Genomic DNA, 19613 nt, shown 5'->3' on the forward strand with positions numbered 1-19613 from the left:
GCCCCGGACCCCACACCTGCCCCCGTTCTCGTTCCTGGCGAAGGCCACGTCCCGCCTGGCAGGGCGCCCCTTCTCGTTCTTCCTCGCCCTCATGGTCATCGCCGCGTGGCTCGTGAGCGGACCGCTCTTCGGCTACAGCGATACCTGGCAGCTGGTCATCAACACCGGGACGACCATCATCACATTTTTGATGGTGTTCCTGATCCAGAACACACAGAACCGTGACACCGAGGCGTTGCAGATCAAGCTCGACGAGCTGGTCCGCGCCACCGAAGGGGCGCACAACGCCCTCCTCGACCTGGAGGAGCTCGAGGAGCAGGAGCTCGACCGGATCCGGGATAACTACGTGGTCCTGGCGCGCCGGGCCCGCGCCGGACTGCGCGAGGGGACGAGCGACACCGACCGCCCTCCGGTCTGAGCCCCCGCGACACCTCGCGCCCCGGCTTTCCGTATTGTCGGTGGCGCCCCTTCACTCCCCTACCCTCTCCGCGCATGTCCATCCTGATCCGGCTCCTCATCAACGCCGCCGCACTCTTCGTCGCCACGCGCCTCGTGAACGGCATCGAGTTCAAGGGGACGCCGATGGCGCTCCTCGGCGTGGCGCTCGTCTTCGCGATCGTCAACACCTTCGTGAAGCCCATCATTTCCTTCTTCTCGCTCCCCTTCATCTTCGTGACGCTCGGACTCTTCCTCCTCGTCATCAACGCCGTAATGCTGATGGTGACGTCGGGGCTCTCGCGCTCCCTCGGGCTCGGCTTCTCGGTGCGCGGCTTCGGCGCCGCGCTCCTGGGGTCGATCGTGGTCTCGCTCACGAGCCTCGTCCTCGGCGCATTCCTGGACGGAGGCAAGTCGGACTGACGGGGGCCGAGAGGGCGCCCGCCCGGCACCCTCGGCACCCTCGGCACCCTCGGCCCCCTCGGCACGTCGGCACCCTCGGCCCCCTCGGCACGTCGGCATCGCGGGCGCACGGAGTCGTGGACACGACTTTCGCCGGCCCATCTCTACGTCATGGCCCTCCGGCCGCTACGTCACTCATCCGATGTAGCGGCCGGACCGTCTCTCCGACCTTGGTCACGCGCTCATGGGGAGCGCACGTCACCTCGCATGAGAGGAGAGGATCATGACTTACGCACGCGGCATTTCCCTCGGCATGGCGCTGGCCTTCATCACCGCCTGCTCCGACACCCCCTCGCCACTGTCGCCCGACCGCGCACCGCAGGCGGCGCTCGAGGAGTCCAATGCGCTCTTGCAGCGGTACGTCGCCATCGGGACGAGCGTCTCGATGGGGTGGCAGTCCGACGGCCTCACCGCCGCCTCACAGTACGACTCGTGGCCGGCGCAGTTCACCCGGATGTCGGGGGTCGCGTTCACCCAACCGTACGTCTCGGGGACCGGATGCCGCGCCCCGCTGGCGGCGCCGCTCGCGTCGGGACTCCGGATCTCCGGCGAGCCGGCCGGGGCGCCGGCGGCCTCGCTCGCATGCGCCCCATTGCAGGGCGGCATCACGCTGCCGACGCAGAACGTCGCCATCAATGGGGCAACCACGTTCAACGCGCTCAACAGCACGCCAGAGTCGTTCGCCGACCCCTTTACGCCGAAGCTGTATGGGCTCGTCCTCCCTCCGGGAACGACGCAGCTGCGGGCGGCGATGCAGCAGAAGCCGCGCGTCGTCTCGGTCGAACTTGGCGCCAACGAAGTGCTGCCGGCGCGCAGCGGCATCGCCATTCCCGGTACGACCATCACCCCATTCGCCGCGTGGGCGCCGCTGTACGACGCGCTGGTCGATACGGTTCAGCAGGTTGCACCGCGCGTCGTCCTGGTCGGGCTGATCAGCGACGTCGCCACCTTCCCGGGCTTCCGCCGAGGGGCGGAGATCTACGCCGACGCCGCGATGCTCCTCGGCGCCTTCCACGTCCAGGTCGCAGCGGACTGCGATGCGAACCAGAACCTCGTGTTCGTTCCGGTACGCATTCCGACGGCGGTGGCAACGGGGATCGGTCGCCGCAACGCCGGGCTGTCACCCACCGTGCTCTCGTGCGCCGATGGCGGGAGCGGCGTGCAGGACTTCATCCTCACCCCAGCGGAAGCAGGAGTCGTCAATGCCGCGCTCGGGCAGATGAACGCCCACATCCGCGCCGTAGCCGATCGCCACAAGCTGGCGCACTTCGCGCTCGAGACGCTGTACGGGATGCCTGGGCTCAAGCCGCCGTTCTCCTCGGTGCAGCTGATGACGTCGGCTCAGCCCTACGGGTCGCTGATCAGCCTCGACGGCATCCATCCCAGCGGCGCCGGACATGCCATCCTCGCCAGCGCAGCGGCGCGGGCGCTCAACGCTCGCTACAACATGCGCCTGCCGGAGGCATCGGCGTTCATCGCAGGTCGTTAGGCTGTCGCGGCGCGGCCGAGCCGCACGCCGGACACGGACGCCGGCCGGGCCATCTGCGCCCGGTCGGCGCTCGCCTATCTCACCGGCGGGTCGTCGTCGGCAAAGCCCGGCTGGGCGCGAAGGACATCCACCAGCGCTCCGCGCGAGTCCACCCCCAGCTTGCCGAACATGTTGGAGAGGTGCGTGCTCACCGTCCGCGCCGAGATGTCGAGCCGCGTCGCGATCTCCTTGTTGGTGAGGCGTTGGGCGACGAGGCGGGCGATGTCGAGTTCGCGCCCGGTCAGGGAGAAGGCGCCGTCGGTCGTCCCCCGCGGCGGGAGGCGCACGCCCAGCGAGCGCAGCTCGCTCCGCGTGCCGCGCAGTTCGTACTCGGCGCCGAGGCGGGCGAAGACCTCGTGCGCCTTCCGCAGCTCACGCACCGCGCCGTCGACGTCACGATCGGAGAGCATGACCTGGGCCGCATTGCGCCGCACCCGCGCCGCGTGGAAGGGAAACGGGATCGCCTCCAGCTCGGCGGCTGCCGACAGGAGCGCCGCCGCGGTGTCCGGGTGGTGCTCCTCGAAGCGCAACCTCAGTGCCTCGGCGGTGGTGGCCCACGCGAGTCCGAGGCGATGCCCCAACAGGAGGGACTGCTCGCGCAATCGCACGCTCATCTGCCTGACGAGTGTGAACTCCTGCAGCCAGAGCGCCGCCTCGATGATGCCGGGCATGAGGCGATGGATCCCCCAGACGACGTATCCGAAGCGATCGGCGAGCGCGAGCCCCCGCTGGCCGTACTCGAGCGCCCGCTGCCATTCGCACCGCGCGAGCCAGTAGCCCGCCATCCCGGTGTGCGCGAGGACCGCGGTGTGCACCTCGCCCTGCAGCGGCGTTCCCCCCGCGCGGATCGCGGCCTCCACCTCCTCGGCGCGCGACAAGCGCCACGCTTCCTCGATGAGTGCCCACCCCCGCTCCTGGTCATCACGGGCGAGCACGATGAATCCCGTCCAGACGAGGAGCCGTGGCAGCAAGGTGGCGGGAGCGATGGCTCGCGCGACGGGGATCGCCCGCTCGGCGCGGGCGAGCCCCTCGTTCCAATCGCCGACACCCGACGCGTGCTCGATGGCGATCTCGGCGATCTGCAGTTGGAGCAGCGGCGAGCGGAGTTGCTCCGCCAGCTGCTCGGCCTCGCGCCGGTGCCGAGCGACGCCCTCCGCGTTCCCTCCGAACCCTTCGAGCACCGCCAGCCCCCAGTGCGCCCAGAAGGCGAGGACCCGCTCGTCGCTGGCGGTGGCGTGCGCGAGCGCGGCAGCGCCGTGCGCCCGAGCCTTGTCGGCGCGGCCGGTGAAGCTGTAGAGCAACGTGAGCGCGCGATGCACGCGCGCCTGCAACGCGTGGTCTCCGGTTCGCTCAGCCACCGGGAGGATCTCCTCCAGCGCCACCCGCGCGTCATCGCCACGTCCCATCGCCTGCAGGAGCATCCCCTTGTCCACACGCACCCGGATGGCGAGGTCCATGCGACCGGCCTCCGTGGCGGTGACCTCCGACTCGTCGAGGGATCGCAGCCCGTCTGCCGGACGACCGGCGACAGAGAGTGCCAGCCCGATTCGGCGCAACAGGCGAGAGCGGGCCACCGCATCGCCGGCCTCGGTCGCGAGCCCGAGAGCCCGCTCCCACAGCGCCATCGCCCCGCCCCGATCGCCCGTCCTCTGGCGCGCGCGCGCGAGGTCTTCGAGCATCGCGCGATAGTCGGCGGCGTCGCTCCCCTCGCCCGGGAATCGCTCGGCGATGGCGACCGCGTCGGTGAGCAGGCGCAACGCCTCGTTGTCGGCATACCGGTCGAGCGCCTCGCGTCCGGCGGCGACGACATATCGCAGGGCTCGCGCATCACCCCCGAGGGCGTCGCCCTCCATCAGGTGGCGGGCGATCTCGCGAGCGTGCCCCAGGGAGGCCGCCCCGAGCGTGCGCTCCATCTCGGTCGCGGTGGCGAGGTGCAGTGCGCGGCGGCGCGCCGCCGTCAACCCGGCCATCGCCGTCAGCTGCATCAGCGGGTGCACGAACTCGTACTGCGGCATCCCCCCCTCGCCGACCTCGCGCAGCACCCGCTTGGCGCACAGGACGTCGATCGCGTCGGCAAACGACTGCGCTCCGAGCGTCGTCACGCCCTGCAGGAGAGGGAGCGGGGCGCGCGTTCCGATGACCGCCGCGGCTTCGGCCACCCTCCGGGCGCCGGCGTCGACCTCCGCCAGCCGTCCCTCGAGCGCCTCACGAATGGTCGCCGGGAGTCCGACGTCGTCGACCTCGCCGAGCACCCAGCGTTCGCCCTCGTAGCGCAGGCGCCCCGCCCCCACGAGGTGCCGCAGGAGCTGGTCGACGAACAGGGGATTGCCGCGCGCCCGCTCATGGAGCCGCTCGGCGAGGCGTGCCACGTCTTCGGCGGCAAGCGCGAAGAGCTGCCGCAGGATCTCGGCCACGTCGTAGCGCGTCAGCGGCGGGATCCGGCGAACCGTCGCCTCGCCGCGGGACACCAGGGAGCGTTCGGTAGTCCTGAGGGCGACGGGGAGTTCCTGCTCGTCGTCGGCGTAGGTGACGACCAGGAGGATCGGCGCCTGCCGCAGCTGCCGGGCGACGAAGTGGAGGAGTTCCATCGACGACGGGTCGCTCCACTGCGCGTTCTCGAGGACGAGCCGGAGCGGTTGGCGCGCGGCGAGTCGCGAGAGGAACTGGGCGAAGTTCCAGAGGAGGCGTGCCTTCCGGTCGCCATCGTGGGCGACCGCCGGCTCGGGGCCGTCGCGCCCGAAGGCGAGGCCGTGCAGGACCATTCCCAGCTCCTGCTCCGCACCGCGCGCCAGCACCAACAGCGTCGACGCCGGGAGGGCGCGGAGGGGTGGCACCAGCGCGTCGGAGATCATCCCGTAGGGGATGCCCGCCTCGACGGCGTAGGCCCCACCCGATGCGACCATGACCTCGCGACGTATGGCGTCGCGCACCACGGCTTGGACAAGCCGTGTCTTGCCGACGCCGGCGTCGCCAGCGAGGAAGATCACCCGACCGCGTCCGTCGATCGCGTCATCGAGCGCGAGCCGAAGCGCGCCGAGGTCTGCCCGACGTCCGACGAGCGGGAGCTCGGTCTGGGAGGTGAAGGTGCGCGGGGTGTCGCCGACCATGGACATGGGCAGAATCTTGGGGCGCGGCGCAATCCTGCGCTAGGGTGGGCCTGCGCCAGTGACACCGGGGTGTCCGTCACACCGACGGCGCACCGCTGGCGCGCATGCCGGCACGCTGGCGCTCCTCGGCGCGGCACCCCTCGGCGCGAAGCCCGTTGTGGGCGGCGGCCGGCGCACCCCCACGCCCGCAGGCGACACGACCCGCGAACGCCGTAGGCGCCCGCGGGCCGTGTGCTGAAGCTGTGATGGGACTCCGAATGCCGTTAGGCGCTCCGGTTGGTGCACCCGTTGAACTTGGGGTTGTTGCGCTCGTCCACCACGATCGGGAAGTTCACGTCGGTTCCGTACGCTCCCCCCTTGTAGTGGATCCCCTCGGGGAACACGTCGGTGACCGCGCGGCCATACTGCCGGACCAGGCGCCGCATGTCCCCAAGACGCTGGCCGCGACTGAAGGTCCAGAACGCCTTCTCACGGAAGTGCAGATCCAGGCGAGCAGCCGGCGTTCCCGGGTCGGTCAGCGGCGGCATGGCGGCGGGCGTCACGGTCCCCAGCGTCGGAGGCGATGCGCGAAGCGTGTTGTGAATGGAGAGGAACTTCGCGACATCACCGGCCTTCAGTGCGGCCTCTGCCTCGATCATCCGCGCATCGATGCCATTGACCACGTCCACAGCGGTGAGCTGCCCGTACAGGGCCGTCATGCGGACGCGCGTCAATCCGTCCTGGCCGAGCGAATTCAGCACGGTAACCGGGAGACGGGGATCGCCCTTCGACACGAAGGGGATGGCGTTCTTGACCAGGATGTTGCGGGCGTTTCCCTCCGCCGAGTCGCCGACCACATAGCGTCGCGACGAGAAACCCTGGCCCCATATGGTGTTCGAGCCTGTCGTGAGGGCGAACGTCTGCTGGTAGGCGTAAGACGTCGGAATACTATCGACCGTGACCGCCGCCTGGGCGATCTGGTTCAGCCCGAGTTGGGCGCGCCCCTTGCCAATACGGATCGCGCGCGCGAGTGCGACGCTGGCCGCATCCTTCCCATTCGCGAAGGCGAGCGCGCTGTCGTAGGAGGCCACCGCCTTGGTGAAGACTTCCTGTACACTCAGCGGATCACCATCGGTCGCAACTCCGTCCACCAGCTCGCTCAGCGGGATGCCATTGCAGAAATCCTGCGCCAGCTGCATCTCGGTGAACCCTCGTGCGAAGTACATCTCGGCCCGACGCACGCGATCGTCGGGACGATACTCGGCCAGTGCCCGGATCGCCTCTGACGCCCGAATGCGCGACCGATAGAGGCGATAGAGCATGTTCGTGACCTGCAAGTTGTTCTCCTCGATGCGCCGCTGATCGGTCTGGTCGTTCTGCGGGAACGTGGACGAGGTGGACCATTCATCGGCCAGGAGGCCGCCGAAGAGCCAGGTGCTCTCGTTCCCTGCGGTGATGTCGCGGAAGCTGGCCAAGGCGCCGTTGGCGAGACCGATGGCCCCCTCCGACGACTTCAGGTCAGCGGGATTGATGATGTCCGGGTCCGTGGCCTCCAGGAGCGAATCGGTCACACTGGAGCACGCCGTCGTCGTTACGAGGGCCAGGAGCAGGGCTGCGCGCCTCCCGAGGGAGCGGGGGCGCAGGGTCTGTGCATTGCGCATATCGGCTCCGTTGGGGTTAGTAGCCAAGGTTGATCCGGAAGATGAAGTACGACGGCGGCGCGATGGTCTGGAAGTCGGCCGGGACGTCGGTACCGCTGGTGAAATTGAAGGCCGTCTCCGGATCCGTGCCGGGGTAATTGGTCCAGAGTGCCAGGTTGCGGCCACTCACGACGACAGAAGCGGTACGAGCCCGCAGGAAGCGCTGTGCAACGCTCGGCGAGAGCGTGTACTGCACCGATGCCTCGCGGAGCCGGACGAAGGGCCCCGACTGGAAGTAGCCGTCCAGCGTCTGTATGGGCATCTCGAGGCGGGCGATGTTCGCCGCCTGCAGGTCGAATGGCGCCTTCGGATTGTTGCGACCGCCGCAGTTCGGCCGCTGGCAGCGCAGGCGCTCCGTGTCATTGTACCACTTGTGGCCACCACGGTAGTCGAACAGCGTCTGTAGACGGAGGCGACGGCTCAGCAGATCGAAGCCCGACACGAGCGTCGCGATGTAACGCGGCGTGGAATACCCACGGAAGATCGCGGAGTCACCGACGAACACCTCATTCTTGGTCGGATCGGCCCAGTAGGTCAGGATTCCATCCTTGTTCTTGTCCTCCCAGCCAAGGATCGGCGGGGCCCAGAGCCCACCGATTGGATAGCCGACGACGACGCGTGAAGCGGTGCCGATCTGCGGCGGCGTGTTTCCGAGGCTCTCGACCTCGTTCGCGTTGAGCGACGCCGAGATGTTGAGATCCCACGCCAGCCACTTCCTGTCCAGCGGGAGCGCGTTCACCTGAAACTCCCAGCCGCTGTTCCGCACCGCGCCCAGGTTGGCGAGCTGGCGCGTCACGGATCCATAGGACGGGGGGACGATCCGCTCGATGAGCGCGTCCTCCGTCTTCTTGTTGTAGTACGTGACGTCGAGGGTCAGGCGCGAGTTCAGCAGTTGCGTCTCGAAGCCTCCCTCGATCTCCGCTGACCGCTCCGGCTTGAGGTTCGGATCGCCCAGCGATGCGAAGGTGACGGTCGGTTGGTCGACGTTCGCGATGTTCGTCGTGTTCGCGGTGTAGAAGCGCAGGGCATCGTTCGGTCCCGGCTGCACGCCCGACTGTCCGTAGGCCAAGCGGAATCGCATCGTGTTCATCCACGACGGGGCCTTCCAGAACGACTCCTCCGAGACGAGCCACGACGCACTGAACTTCGGGTAGAAGACGCGCTGGAACTCCGTGCCGAACGCCGAGTTCTGGTCCGATCGGACGGCACCCGTGAGGAAGAGTTTGTCGCGGAGCGCCACGGCCTGCTCGACGAAGACGCCGAACGTCTTTTGCAGCGTCGTCCCCTCGAACACCGACGGCTGCGCCCCGGATTGCACCGTCTGGGCACCAGGCGCGAGCTGCGACCCGCCGGTCTGCGCCTGCGAGAACCGATAGTTGATGTACTGCACCCCCGCCGTCGTCTTGAGGTTCATCCAGGCCCGCGGATTGAATGTCGCCGTGCTGCCGAGGTCGACGGTGAAATTGTTGATGTTCACCCGGCTGACGCCGCGAGAGCCCAGCCGCGTGTTCGCCGATAGCGGCGGCCCTTCGCCTCGCAGCAGAAGGTTTTCATCGGAGCGCATGGTGAAATCCTGACCGACCGTGGCGCGGTTCTGGAGCCACGACGTCGGGCGCCAGTCGGCGCGGGAACTCCAGATGAAGCGCGAGATGTTCTGCTCCGTCTTCTCCTGCCACATGTACCCCGGCGTCCAGGCGCGATAGCCGTTGAGCGGCGTCCCGAGCCCCGACACGGTACCGTTGTTCCGGTAACCGGGGCCACCGAAGACGTGCGATCCGAGGCCGGCGGTCGAGTTCGACTCGAGCGCGTAGCGCTGCGTGAGATCGATGAAGTTGGTCTGAGCCGACAGGTCGAGCTTCGGATTCACTGCCGCATTCAGGTTCACGCGCAGCGAATTCCGGTCCAGCGCATTCGGACGGTCTGTCCAGTCGTGCAGCGGAAGGCCGGTCGCCTTGAACCGATCGCGCTCGAACTCCGGCAGCGAGAGGACGCCGACTTCGTTCTCGTTCTCCGCCGCCATGAAATAGCGAATCTGCTCGGTTCCTCCGGAGACCTGCACGCCACCCTGACGTCGATTCCCCGTCCCGACGGGCGTGAGATCACCTTCGTTGAAGATGTTCAGCGCGCCAATCGAGTCGACCTTGCAGAGTCCGGTCCCGACGCGCTGCAGGTTGCAGAAGCTGGGGGCCGTCGGCGTTACGCCATCGGTGCGCGTGCCAAACAGGGTGTACGCCCACGGATAGTCATTGCGATCCTGGATGATGCCGCCCTCGCCATAAATGCTCCACTGAGCAGCGCCGGCCCGTCCGCGCTTGGTGGTCACGAGAATCACGCCATTCGCCGCGTCCGTGCCGTACAGCGTCGCCGCCGAGGGTCCCTTGACGATCTCGATGCTCTCGATCTCCTCGGGATTCAGGTCGCCCACGCGACTCGCGTTGTTCCCTCCCGTGTTGCTCGACGCACCGTTGCCCGTGACCGTGGAGAACGATCCGTTGTTCGACGTCATGCGAACACCATCTATGATCCAGATGGGCTCGTTGTTCAGCGATATCGAATTCATGCCGCGCACGCGGATACGAGAGCCCGTGCCGGTCTGGGTCCCCGTGGCCACCTGCACGCCGGGCGCGCGCGCGTTCAGCACGTCGCTCAGGCTCCCCACCGGCGCGGCCGCCACGACCTCGGACGCGGAGATGTTGGCCGTCGCGTTGCCGATCTCCTGGCGACGCTGGGTACCTGTTGCCGTGGTGACGACCGGCGCCAGGGTCAGCGCCACCTCGGTGAGCGCGAACTCGACATCGGCCGTCTGTCCCGCCGTGACGGCGACGCCCTTCTTCTGCTCCGAGAAGCCGACGCGCAGCACGCGGACCTGGACCGTGCCAGCGTTGACGTTCCGGAAGGTGAAGCGACCGTCCGCATTGGTCAGCCCTCCGAACGTGGTCCCGACGATCACGACTTGGGCCTGATCGAGGGGCCGTCCGCTCGCGGCCTCCGTCACACGGACGTTGATGCTCCCTTGCGTTCCCTGCGCGGCGACCGTGCCGACTCCAACTGCCAGCAGCACGACGGCGGAACGCAGGGTTCGTCCGAACGAGCGAGCACTCATTCTGGACCTCCTGACTGTGGGGGGTGGATGCCGGGCCATCGCCTGGCCGAGGCGCCTGCACGGTGCGTCAGTCGACCGCTGCCGAGGCGCGACCGCCCTAAACGGCAAACCCCTCGCGCTCAGCGACGGAACCCGGGCGCGCTACGATAGAGCCCGATCGACGGCGCGTCAACGGTCCCGGCTCGCCCACGCCTCCAACTGCCCGACCGCCGCGACCGCCACGGCCTCGACCGCCGCCGCGACCTCGGGTGAGAGCGTTCCAACGAGCTCCACCACCGCCGGCTGCGCGCCAATGGCGACCACCTCGGCCGGCGCGCGCCCTCGCAGTGCGGCCAGGGCGAGCACCTCGCGCATGTCCACTTGATGCGGCGAGACTTTCGTCATCAGGTACGACGGGATCTCGTCATCGCGGAGCCGCACCACGGTGCCGGGCGTGCCTCCGCACTCGATGGCGTCGAGCAGGAGGAGGCGTTCGGCCCGCTCGACGACGGGCAGGAGCGACAACCCCCACGTGCCCCCGTCCACGAACTCCACCTCGGCCGTGGGCGCCCAAAGCGCCCGCAGCGCATCGAGCGCCGCCAGGCCGAAGCCGTCATCTCCCATGATCGGGTTGCCCAACCCGATGACGACCGTCGCGCCCCCCCCGTCAGGCATCCTCGAAGTGCTCCTGCGCGCTCACGAAGCGCCCGCCGCTGATGATGGACGAGACCACGGCGCCGTGGTCGAGCAGCTCGTGCCGGATGGCGAGGTAGATGTGCATGGGGACGAAGATCACCACGACCCAGGTGAGGACGTGATGGACGAAGCGCACGACCTGCATCCCGCCGAGCAGCGGCGCCACCCACGCGAAGGTCCGCGCAATCAGGCCGTCCGGCGTCGCCTGGCCGTACAGGGCGAAGCCGGTGCAGACCATGACCAGGATCACGAAGTAGAGCCCGGTCACCGCCACCTGCTGCAGCGGGTTGTGCCCGAGATACTGCGGCGCCTCGTCGGGGCGGATCAACGCATACGCGCGAAAGGTGCGCCAGAGGTCGTAGAGCCGCTTTCGGCTGAACGGGAAGAGCGCGCCGAAGCGCTCGTACCGGTTCCCCATGAAGAACCAGTACAGGCGCAGGATGCCGGCCGCGACCAGGACGCCCCCGCAGACGAAATGCACGAGCCGCATCCACCCCATCACGAAGTGATTGCTCGCTTCGCCGGCAATGAGGAAGTAGGGGCGTCCGATGTACAACCCAGTGACGACGAGGATGACGATCGCGAGCGCCGAGGTCCAGTGCACCACGCGCAGCGGCCACCCCCACAGGTACACCCAGCGATAGTCGCCCGAGGGCGAGCGCAGCTGGCTGCGCAGCTCGAGGCCGGCCGGCCGGCGCCACTTCTTCGGCCCGCGGATGGGTTCCGAGGTTGCGCTCATTGCACCTGCACCTCCACGACCGGCCGCCCCTCGGCATCGATCACGTGCACGCCGCAGGCCAGGCAGGGATCGAATGAGTGGATGGTGCGCAGGATCTCCAGGGGCTGGTCGGGCTTCGCCAGCGGGTGGTTGTCCACCAGCGACTGCTCGTAGGGCCCCATCTGCCCCTGGGGATCGCGGGGCGAACAGTTCCACGTGGAGGGGACGACGCATTGGTAGTGCTTGATGGCCGGCCCCTCGATCTGCACCCAGTGCCCCAGCGCCCCGCGCGGGGCGTCGAGGTAGCCGTACCCGCGTGACGTCGCCGGCCAGCTCTCCGGCTTCCATTTGTCGCCGGCAAACGTCGTCGTGTCGCCGCTCTTGATGCGCTCGACGAGCTGGTTGTACCACACGTCGAGGCGACGGGCGATCAGCACCGTCTCCGCCGCCCGCGCCGCCGTGCGCCCGAGCGTGGAGAAGAGCGCCTCCGGCCCGACCCCCAGCCTGCCCAACGCTTCGCCGACGATGGCCTTCGCCTCCTCGTGCCCCGACGCGTAGGCCACCAGCATCCGCGCCAGCGGCCCCACCTCCATCACCCGCCCCTCGTATCGCGGCGCCTTCATCCACGAGTACTTCTTCTCCTCCTGCAGGAACTTCCAGGGCGTCGGCGGTCCCGAGTACCTCGGCGTCGTTTCCCCCTCGTACGGGTGCAACTCCGCCTCGTTTCCGCCGGAGTACTCGTACCAGCTCGAGAAGATGTTCTCCTTGACCTTTTCCTGTTCGTAGGGATGCACCTTCGTCAGGTCGCGGTCGAGGATGATGCCCTGCGGGAAGTACAGCGACTTCACGTCGCGGATGTCGTGGTCGGGGAACTCGCCGCATGCGAGGTAGTTCTTCGCCCCGCCCCCGATCGACGCCCAGTCCTTGTAGAAGCCGGCGATGGCCAGCACATCGGGCCAGTAGACCTGCTCCACGAAACGCTGCGCCGTGGTGATGAGCTGCCGGATGTCGGTGAGGCGCTCGGCGTTGATGGTCGCGGTGGAATCGAGGTTGATGGCCGAGGCCATCCCGCCGACCAGGAAGTTGGGGTGCGGGTTCTTCCCGCCGAAGATGGCGTGCAGGCGAATGATCTCCCGCTGCCAGTCCAGCGCCTCGAGGTAGTGCGCCACGGCGATGAGGTTCACCTCGGGAGGAAGCTTGTACGCCGGGTGCCCCCAGTACCCATTGGCGAAGATCCCGAGCTGCCCGGCCCCCACGAACTTCTTGAGCCGCTCCTGCACCGCCCCGAAGTACGTCGCGGAGTTGTTGGGCCAGGGCGAGAGGGAACTCGCGATCCGGGCCGCCGCCGCCGGATCGGCCTTGAGCGCGCTCACCACGTCCACCCAGTCCAGGGCGTGCAGGTGGTAGAAGTGCACCACGTGGTCGTGCACGAACTGCTGCGCGAGGACGAGGTTGCGGATGAGGTTGGCGTTGGGCGGGATCGTGATGCCTAACGCGTCCTCCACCGCCCGGCACGAGGCCACCGCGTGCACCACGGTGCAGACCCCGCAGATGCGCTGCGTGAAGGCCCAGGCATCGCGCGGATCGCGGTCCTTCATGATGAGCTCGATCCCGCGGAATTGCGTGGCCGCGGCCCAGGCGTTCCCGATCTTCCCGTTCTCGGCCTGCACCTCGATGCGCAGGTGCCCCTCGATGCGCGAGATGGGGTCGACGACGACGCGCGTGCTAGCCATGGGTCGATTCCTCCTTCGTGGCAGGGGCGGCCGTGGCGGCGCTCCCGGCTTCCGCCTTCCGGCGATGGCGGATCTGGTAAATCCCGGTGGCGGTGGCGTGCAGGGCGACCCCGGCGGTCACCGCCCCGGCGAGCGTCGCCCCGATCAGGTCGGCCCGGCGCTCCACCCCGATCCCAACCACGCCGGGGAGCCGGTCGTAGAAGGGGGTCATCGTGTCCCAGAAGTACGGCTCGGTGCAGCCGATGCACGGGTGCCCGGCCCCGATCGGCCAGCTGGTGCGCGTGTTCCACAGGAAGATCGGGCACGGCGAGAACGTCGCCGGTCCCTTGCAGCCGACGTGGTAGAGGCACCACCCCTTCCGCGCCGCCTCGTCATCGAACTCCTCGACGTACTGCCCGGCGTCGAAGTGTGCGCGCCGAGGGCACTGGTCGTGGATCCGCTTCCCGTAGGCGAACAGCGGACGCCCCTCGCCATCCACCGCCGGCAGGCGACTGAAGGTGAGGTAGTGCGCAATCGTCGCCGTGATGACGTCGCCGATGGGCGGGCAACCCGGAATGTTCACCACCGGCTTGTTCTTGATGATGTCGCGCACGCCCACCGCCCCGGTCGGGTTCGGGCGCGCCGCCTGCACGCTCCCCCAATAGGCGCATGCTCCCACGGCGAGGATCGCCGCCGCCCCGGCCGCCGCCTCCTCGAGGATCTCCTGCGCGGGACGCCCGCCGATGGTGCAGTAGATCCCGTTCTCCCTGGTGGGGATGGAGCCGGTCACGACCAGGACGTACTTTCCCTTGTTCTCGGCCATCGCCGACTGCAGCGCCCGCTCGATGTCGCTCCCCGCCGCCGCCATCAGCGTGTGCTGGTAGTCGAGGGAGATGACGTCGAGCACCAGGTCGCCGACCGTCGGCTCCGCGCTGCGCAGGAGGCTCTCGACGCACCCGGTGCACTCTTGCAGCTGAAGCCAGACGACAGAGGGGCGCCTGAGGGACTGCAACGCCTCGGCCATGCGCGGCAACGCGCTGTTGGCCAGCCCGAGGATGGCCACCATCTTGCCGCAGAACTCCAGGAACTCGCGGCGCCCGATGCCGCGCTCGTCGAGGTGCGCGCCGAGGGTCTCGCCGTCGACCCACGGGTGTGTGGAGGGACCGTGCATCGTCGCCCGTCTCCCGGTTGGAGGAAAGTCCCCCGCCCCTGACATCGACTCGCTGGACCCACTCGCCAGCGCACGGAACGGTGGAACGTCGAGCCGTCGTGACGGTCCACCATGGAGACGAGCCCACCCCCTCGCAATAGCGATTCGTCCGACATGGACGGGCGCGATGCTACGGGACAATCCCCGACGCGGCACCCGGGCAGCGGCGGGGATCGTCTCGTCTGCATTCGCATTCAAGGGGTGCAAATCACGTACGGTCCGTACAGGATGCCGTCGCGCCCCCCTACCTCAGCGCAGCCGGCGCTCCAGGAACTCGGCGGCCGCCCGGTACGCCGCCAGCCACGACGCATGGCGCAGGAACGAGTGGACCTCGTCGGGGAAGACCAGCTGCTCCACCTCCACGTTGCGCTCGCGCAGTCGCTCGACGAGGGTGATGGTCTCGGCAAACGACACGTTGCGGTCGTCGTCACCGTGAATCACCAGCACCGGCGCCTTCCACCGCTCGAGCGAGGCTAGCGGCGACGACTCCAGCGCCTGGCGGGCACGCTCCGGGTCCTCGAGCGTGTTGTAGCTCGGGACGAAGGTCCGGATGCCGACATTCCAGTCGTGCACGCCGTGCAGGTCCACGCCGGTGGCGAAGAGCTCGGGGGCTCGGGCGAGCCCCATGGCCGTCAGGTATCCCCCGTACGAACCGCCCCACAGCGCGATCTTCCCCGGGGCCACGTCGGGGCGGCTGCGCAGGTACAGGCCGGCGCCCACGACGTCGTTGAACTCGCTGGCTCCGCCGGCCCCGTAGCGTTCCGCCTCGCGAAAGGCGAGCCCGTAGCCGATGCCGCTCCGGTAATTCACGGACAGCACCACGAAGCCCCGGCTCGCGAGGTACTGGTTGAGCGAATAGGCGTTGTGGTAGTACTCGCCGTAGTTGTAGCCGAGGAGCATCTGCCGGCGCGAGCCGCCATGGAAGAAGATCGCCGCGGGGCGCCGCTCGCCCGGGCGCCCCCCGCTCGGGAGGAAGAGCTGGGCCGGTATCGGCATGCCGTCGGCGGCCGTGATCGTGACCGCCTGCGGTACCACCAGGCGCGCCGACGGGAAGCCGGCCAGGAGGGCGGGGGCCAGCGGCGCCGGGCTCCCGCCAGCGGCAAGCCGCACCGCGTGCGCCGGCGTGCGGGCATCCGACCGGAGATACACCAGCGAGCCGTCGCTCAGCTCGGTGGGGGCCCACTCGATCCCGTCGCCGCGGGTCACGGGGCGCGGCGTCCCCCCTTGCACGGGGACGCGCCAGATGTGCCGGCGGTCGATGTCCCCCTGGTTGCTGTTGTAGATCACCTCGCGGCGGTCGCGTGACAGCGTGACGTACTCCACCTCGCCCTCGCCGGGCGTGAGGAGCACCGGGCGCCCACCGCCCAGCGACACGGAGTACAGGTGGGTCCACCCGTCCTTTTCCCACGGGAAGACGAGGGCGTCGCCCGCGCCCCACAGGAGCTGGTTGTCCCCCACGATGCCGCGCACCACGCTTCCATCCCCCTCGTCGGCGGTCCACACGGTGCGGGCCGCCCCCGTGGCCACGTCGGCCACCATGATGGACCACGGACGCCCGCTACGCTGGGCACGGAACAGGGCGAGCGCGCTGGACGCGGGCTCACGTACGAAGGCGATGCGCGTCCCGTCGGGGGACCAGACCTGCGCCCCATCCGTGTCGACGCTGGGCGCGAGGAACTTCACCGTGCGCGTGGCAACGTCGTAGACGCCGATGAAGGCGTGGTCGCCCCGGTTGCTCACGAAGCTGAACTTCGATCCGTCCGGCGACCAGCGCACGTTGACGAGCGCCCCACGCACGTTGACCAACTCGGAAAAGTCGGCGTCGGGATCGCGCAGCGAGCGTGCCCAGAGCTTGCCCCGACTGATGAGGAGCGTGCCGCCGTCCGGGGAGATGCTGGGGGCGGTGCCACCGCCCAGGCGCACCGGGGCCCCGCCGGCGAGCGCCACGCGGTAGATCGCACTCTCCGCGCCGCGCGGGTCATGCGCCGGATTGGGGCTCTCCCCGGCCCGGTTCCGTGCCCCGCCGCGCACGTACACCAGCGACGTCCCGTCGCTCCCCCAGGTCAGGGAGGAGATCTCCTGTCCGTCATCGTCCGTGTAGCTCGTCAGGCGCCGCCCGGCATAGGCGGGCGGCGTCGCCACCCAGATGTTGCGCGCTCCCTGCTCGTTGAGGATCCACGCGACGCCCCCCCCGCGTGGCGCCGCGCTGATCGCGGTCGGGAAGGGCGTGGCCAGCAGCGCCTCGAGCGTGAGGGCGCCGCTCCCCTGTGCGTGAAGCGTCGGCTGGGGCGCGGCGAAGGCCGCGGCCGCCGCGAGGGCGAGCAGGAGTCGTCTGGACATGTTGTGCGGTGGTATGAGCCGGGGAGTCATCGGGCGGTGACGCAGGGGCAGGAATATGCGCCGGGTGCGCCCCCCTGGCGACGACGGCATCCGACGCCGGCTCCCGGGGCGACGCGCCGTCCGTCGACGTAGCCGCACGCCCCCGAGCCCCTTCGTCCATGCTCGCCCGCGCGGCATATTTCGTGGTCGAAGCCGCGGCCGGCCCGTGCCGGCTTCCCCCGGGGCGCCCAGCGTGCCGCCCCCCACTCCTCTCCCCACCGCCCTTCATGCCGCAGTCGACCACCCCACTCGTCGGAGTGGTGATGGGCTCCAAGTCCGACTACGAGCACATGCAGCACTGCTGCGCCATGCTCGACGAGCTCGAGGTCCCCTACGAGGCGCGTATCGTGTCGGCGCACCGCACGCCGGACTGGATGTTCCTGTACGCGGAGCAGGCCGAGTCGCGCGGGCTGCAGGTGATCATCGCCGCCGCGGGGGGGGCCGCGCACCTTCCCGGAATGCTCGCGGCCAAGACGCTCGTCCCCGTGCTCGGCGTCCCGATCCCCGCCACGGTGCTCAACGGCCAGGATGCGCTCCTCTCGATCGCGCAGATGCCGGCCGGCGTCCCCGTCGGGACGCTGGCCATCGGGAAGCCCGGGGCGGTCAACGCCGCGATCCTCGCCGCCGAGATCGTGGCCTCGCACGACCCCGCCCTCCGGGAGCGCCTGCGCGCGTGGCGTTCCCAGCGCCGCGACGACGTGCTGGCGCAGGTGCTCCCGTGAGCGTGATCCTCCCCGGAGCCACCATCGGGATCCTGGGCGGGGGGCAGCTGGGGCGCATGACCGGGATGGCGGCCCGCTCGTTAGGCTACGACGTCCACGTCCTCGACCCCGACCCCGACTGCCCCGCGCGCGCCATCGCCTCGCGCGTCGTCACCGCGCGCTTCGACGACGCCGACGCCGCCGCCGACCTGGCGCGCGATTGCGACGTCGTGACGCTGGAGATCGAGCAGATCGCCCGTCCCGCCCTCGAGGCGGTGACCCAGGTGGCCCCGCTGCGCCCGCGCGCCGAGGCGGTCTTCACCGTGCAGGATCGCATCCGCCAGCGCACGTGGCTCGACTCCCACCACTTCCCGGTGGGGAGCTATCGCGCCGTGAAGACCGAGGACGAGTGCGCCGACGCCGTCGCGGCGCTCGGCCCCTCCATCTGCAAGGCGCCGATGGGGGGCTATGACGGGCGCGGCCAGCGCCGCGTGCGCACCGCCGACGAGGCGCGCGAGGCCCACCGGTCGTTGGGCGGCGGCCGCGTCATCGTCGAGCAGTTCCTCGACCTGGAGCTGGAGCTCTCCGTCCTCGTCGCCCGCCGCGAGGACGGCATGGCGGCCGTCTACCCGCCCTCGGTCAACCACCACGTCCACGGCGTCCTCGACTGGGCCATCACCCCGGGCGCCCTCGCCCCGGAGCTCGTCGCCCGGGCCCAGGAGCTCGCGCGCGGGATCGCCGACGCCATGGGGATCATCGGGCTCATCGCCGTGGAGCTCTTCGTCACACGGGACGGCCAGCTCCTGGTCAACGAGCTCGCCCCGCGCCCGCACAACACGTTTCACCACACCGAGCGCGGCCACTCCACGTCGCAGTTCGAGCAGCTCGTGCGCGCCGCCTGCGGCCTCCCGTTAGGCGACGTCCACGCCGTCGTCCCCGCCGCCATCGCCAACCTCCTCGGCGACCTCTGGGTCGAGGGGGAGCGTCCACTCTTCGCCGAGGCGCTCGCCATTCCCGACGTGCGACTCCATCTGTACGGCAAGGCCTCCGCGCGCCCCGGACGCAAGATGGGGCACCTCTCCGCCATCGCCCCCACCGCCCAGGAAGCGCTCGACAAGGTGCTGGAGGCCCGTCGCCGTCTCACCCCATGACCACCCGTCCCATGCCGCACCTCCTTCGCTCGCCCTTCCCCGCCGTCGTCCCATCGACGGCGTCGCGCGCAGGCGTCATCGCCACGCTCGTCCTCGTGCTCTCCGCCTGCGCATCCTCGCAACGCGGCGCCCCCGCCCCCTTCGCCCAGGCCACCCTGCGCACACCAGCCGGGGTCGAGGTGGGGACGGCGACGTTCCGCCAGATCGACCGCGGCATCCATGTCGACCTCGACCTGCGCGGCCTCCCCGACGGGGTGCACGGATTCCACATCCACGCGGTGGGACGCTGCGATCCCCCCGACTTCGCCTCGGCCGGCGGCCACCTGAACCCGGACGCAAAGAAGCACGGCGTGAAGAACCCGGAGGGGCCCCACGCGGGCGACCTTCCGAACGTGGTCATTCGCGGCGGGCGCAGCCAGGGATGGACGGCGGGGACGCTGCGGGTCACCAACGACGCCGGCCCCGCCGGCCTGTTCGACGCGGACGGCTCCGCCGTCGTGCTGCACGCGCTCGTCGACGACGAGATGACCGACCCCAGCGGCAACAGCGGAGCCCGCATCGCCTGCGGCGTGATCCAGCGGCGCTGAGCTCGCTTTGGGCAGCGCGGGGCGCCGGTGCCCGCGCCGCCCAAACCGTTCGCACCACCCGCGATCCTATCGGCACCCGGCATTGACAGCCGGGACACCTGCGGTAGTGTGCGGTGTTTTCCCATGGAACCAACTCGCGGGTCGTACCGCGCCGGGCGAATCCATT

The 19613-nt window shown here is 69.6% G+C and carries 14 protein-coding genes; 6 read left to right on the forward strand and 8 right to left on the reverse strand.

Annotated features, from left to right (window positions below):
- The first annotated feature begins 16 nt into the window (after positions 1-16).
- The 3 genes from ABS52_11720 to ABS52_11730 all read left to right on the forward strand — a co-directional run bounded on the left by ABS52_11720 (position 17) and on the right by ABS52_11730 (position 2386).
- The gene (locus ABS52_11720) at positions 17-418 is read left to right on the forward strand and encodes a hypothetical protein (protein ID ODT02952.1); all 402 of its coding nucleotides are present in this window, start codon (positions 17-19) and stop codon (positions 416-418) included.
- 74 nt (positions 419-492) lie between these two features.
- Positions 493-858, forward strand: a complete 366-nt coding sequence (locus ABS52_11725) for a hypothetical protein (GenBank protein ODT02934.1) — start codon at positions 493-495, stop codon at positions 856-858.
- A 292-nt stretch (positions 859-1150) separates the two neighbouring features.
- On the forward strand, positions 1151-2386 hold the full coding sequence (locus tag ABS52_11730; protein ID ODT02935.1) for a hypothetical protein: 1236 nt from the start codon (positions 1151-1153) through the stop codon (positions 2384-2386).
- Positions 2387-2460: 74 nt separating this feature from the next.
- Here the strand turns inward: ABS52_11730 and ABS52_11735 are convergent, their stop codons facing one another.
- From ABS52_11735 to ABS52_11770, 8 genes are all read right to left on the reverse strand, one after another.
- Complete coding sequence (locus ABS52_11735) at positions 2461-5538, reverse strand: hypothetical protein (protein ODT02936.1); 3078 nt, start codon at positions 5536-5538, stop codon at positions 2461-2463.
- Between the two features lie 257 nt (positions 5539-5795).
- Positions 5796-7082 carry a hypothetical protein gene (locus tag ABS52_11740; GenBank protein ID ODT02937.1) on the reverse strand — a complete coding sequence of 429 codons (1287 nt, stop codon included), beginning with the start codon at positions 7080-7082 and terminating at the stop codon, positions 5796-5798.
- A gap of 106 nt (positions 7083-7188) precedes the next feature.
- Positions 7189-10314: a hypothetical protein gene (locus tag ABS52_11745; protein ID ODT02938.1), complete on the reverse strand. Its 3126-nt coding sequence runs from the start codon at positions 10312-10314 to the stop codon at positions 7189-7191.
- Between the two features lie 168 nt (positions 10315-10482).
- Positions 10483-10968, reverse strand: a complete 486-nt coding sequence (locus ABS52_11750; GenBank protein ID ODT02939.1) for a hypothetical protein — start codon at positions 10966-10968, stop codon at positions 10483-10485.
- A complete protein-coding gene (locus tag ABS52_11755; protein ID ODT02953.1) occupies positions 10961-11653 on the reverse strand; it encodes a Ni/Fe-hydrogenase, b-type cytochrome subunit in 693 nt (230 codons plus the stop codon). Before ABS52_11755 ends, ABS52_11750 begins: the two co-directional genes overlap by 8 nt.
- A 71-nt stretch (positions 11654-11724) precedes the next feature.
- Positions 11725-13440, reverse strand: coding sequence for a hydrogenase (locus ABS52_11760; protein ID ODT02940.1), 1716 nt, complete (start codon positions 13438-13440; stop codon positions 11725-11727).
- Complete coding sequence (locus ABS52_11765; GenBank protein ID ODT02941.1) at positions 13433-14590, reverse strand: Ni/Fe hydrogenase; 1158 nt, start codon at positions 14588-14590, stop codon at positions 13433-13435. The genes ABS52_11760 and ABS52_11765 overlap by 8 nt, the downstream gene beginning before the upstream one ends.
- Positions 14591-14878: 288 nt before the next feature.
- On the reverse strand, positions 14879-16969 hold the full coding sequence (locus ABS52_11770) for a peptidase S9 (GenBank protein ODT02942.1): 2091 nt from the start codon (positions 16967-16969) through the stop codon (positions 14879-14881).
- A 266-nt stretch (positions 16970-17235) separates the two neighbouring features.
- Between ABS52_11770 and ABS52_11775 the strand changes: the two genes are divergently transcribed.
- The 3 genes from ABS52_11775 (at position 17236) to ABS52_11785 (ending at position 19447) form a co-directional block, all read left to right on the forward strand.
- Complete coding sequence (locus ABS52_11775; protein ODT02943.1) at positions 17236-17730, forward strand: 5-(carboxyamino)imidazole ribonucleotide mutase; 495 nt, start codon at positions 17236-17238, stop codon at positions 17728-17730.
- Positions 17727-18860 (forward strand): 5-(carboxyamino)imidazole ribonucleotide synthase, encoded by a 1134-nt coding sequence (locus ABS52_11780; GenBank protein ODT02944.1) that lies wholly within the window; start codon positions 17727-17729, stop codon positions 18858-18860. The genes ABS52_11775 and ABS52_11780 overlap by 4 nt, the downstream gene beginning before the upstream one ends.
- A gap of 77 nt (positions 18861-18937) precedes the next feature.
- Positions 18938-19447, forward strand: coding sequence for a hypothetical protein (locus tag ABS52_11785; GenBank protein ODT02954.1), 510 nt, complete (start codon positions 18938-18940; stop codon positions 19445-19447).
- Positions 19448-19613: the final 166 nt, after the last annotated feature.

This window comes from Gemmatimonadetes bacterium SCN 70-22 (assembly GCA_001724275.1).
Classification (GTDB): Bacteria; Gemmatimonadota; Gemmatimonadetes; order Gemmatimonadales; family Gemmatimonadaceae; genus SCN-70-22.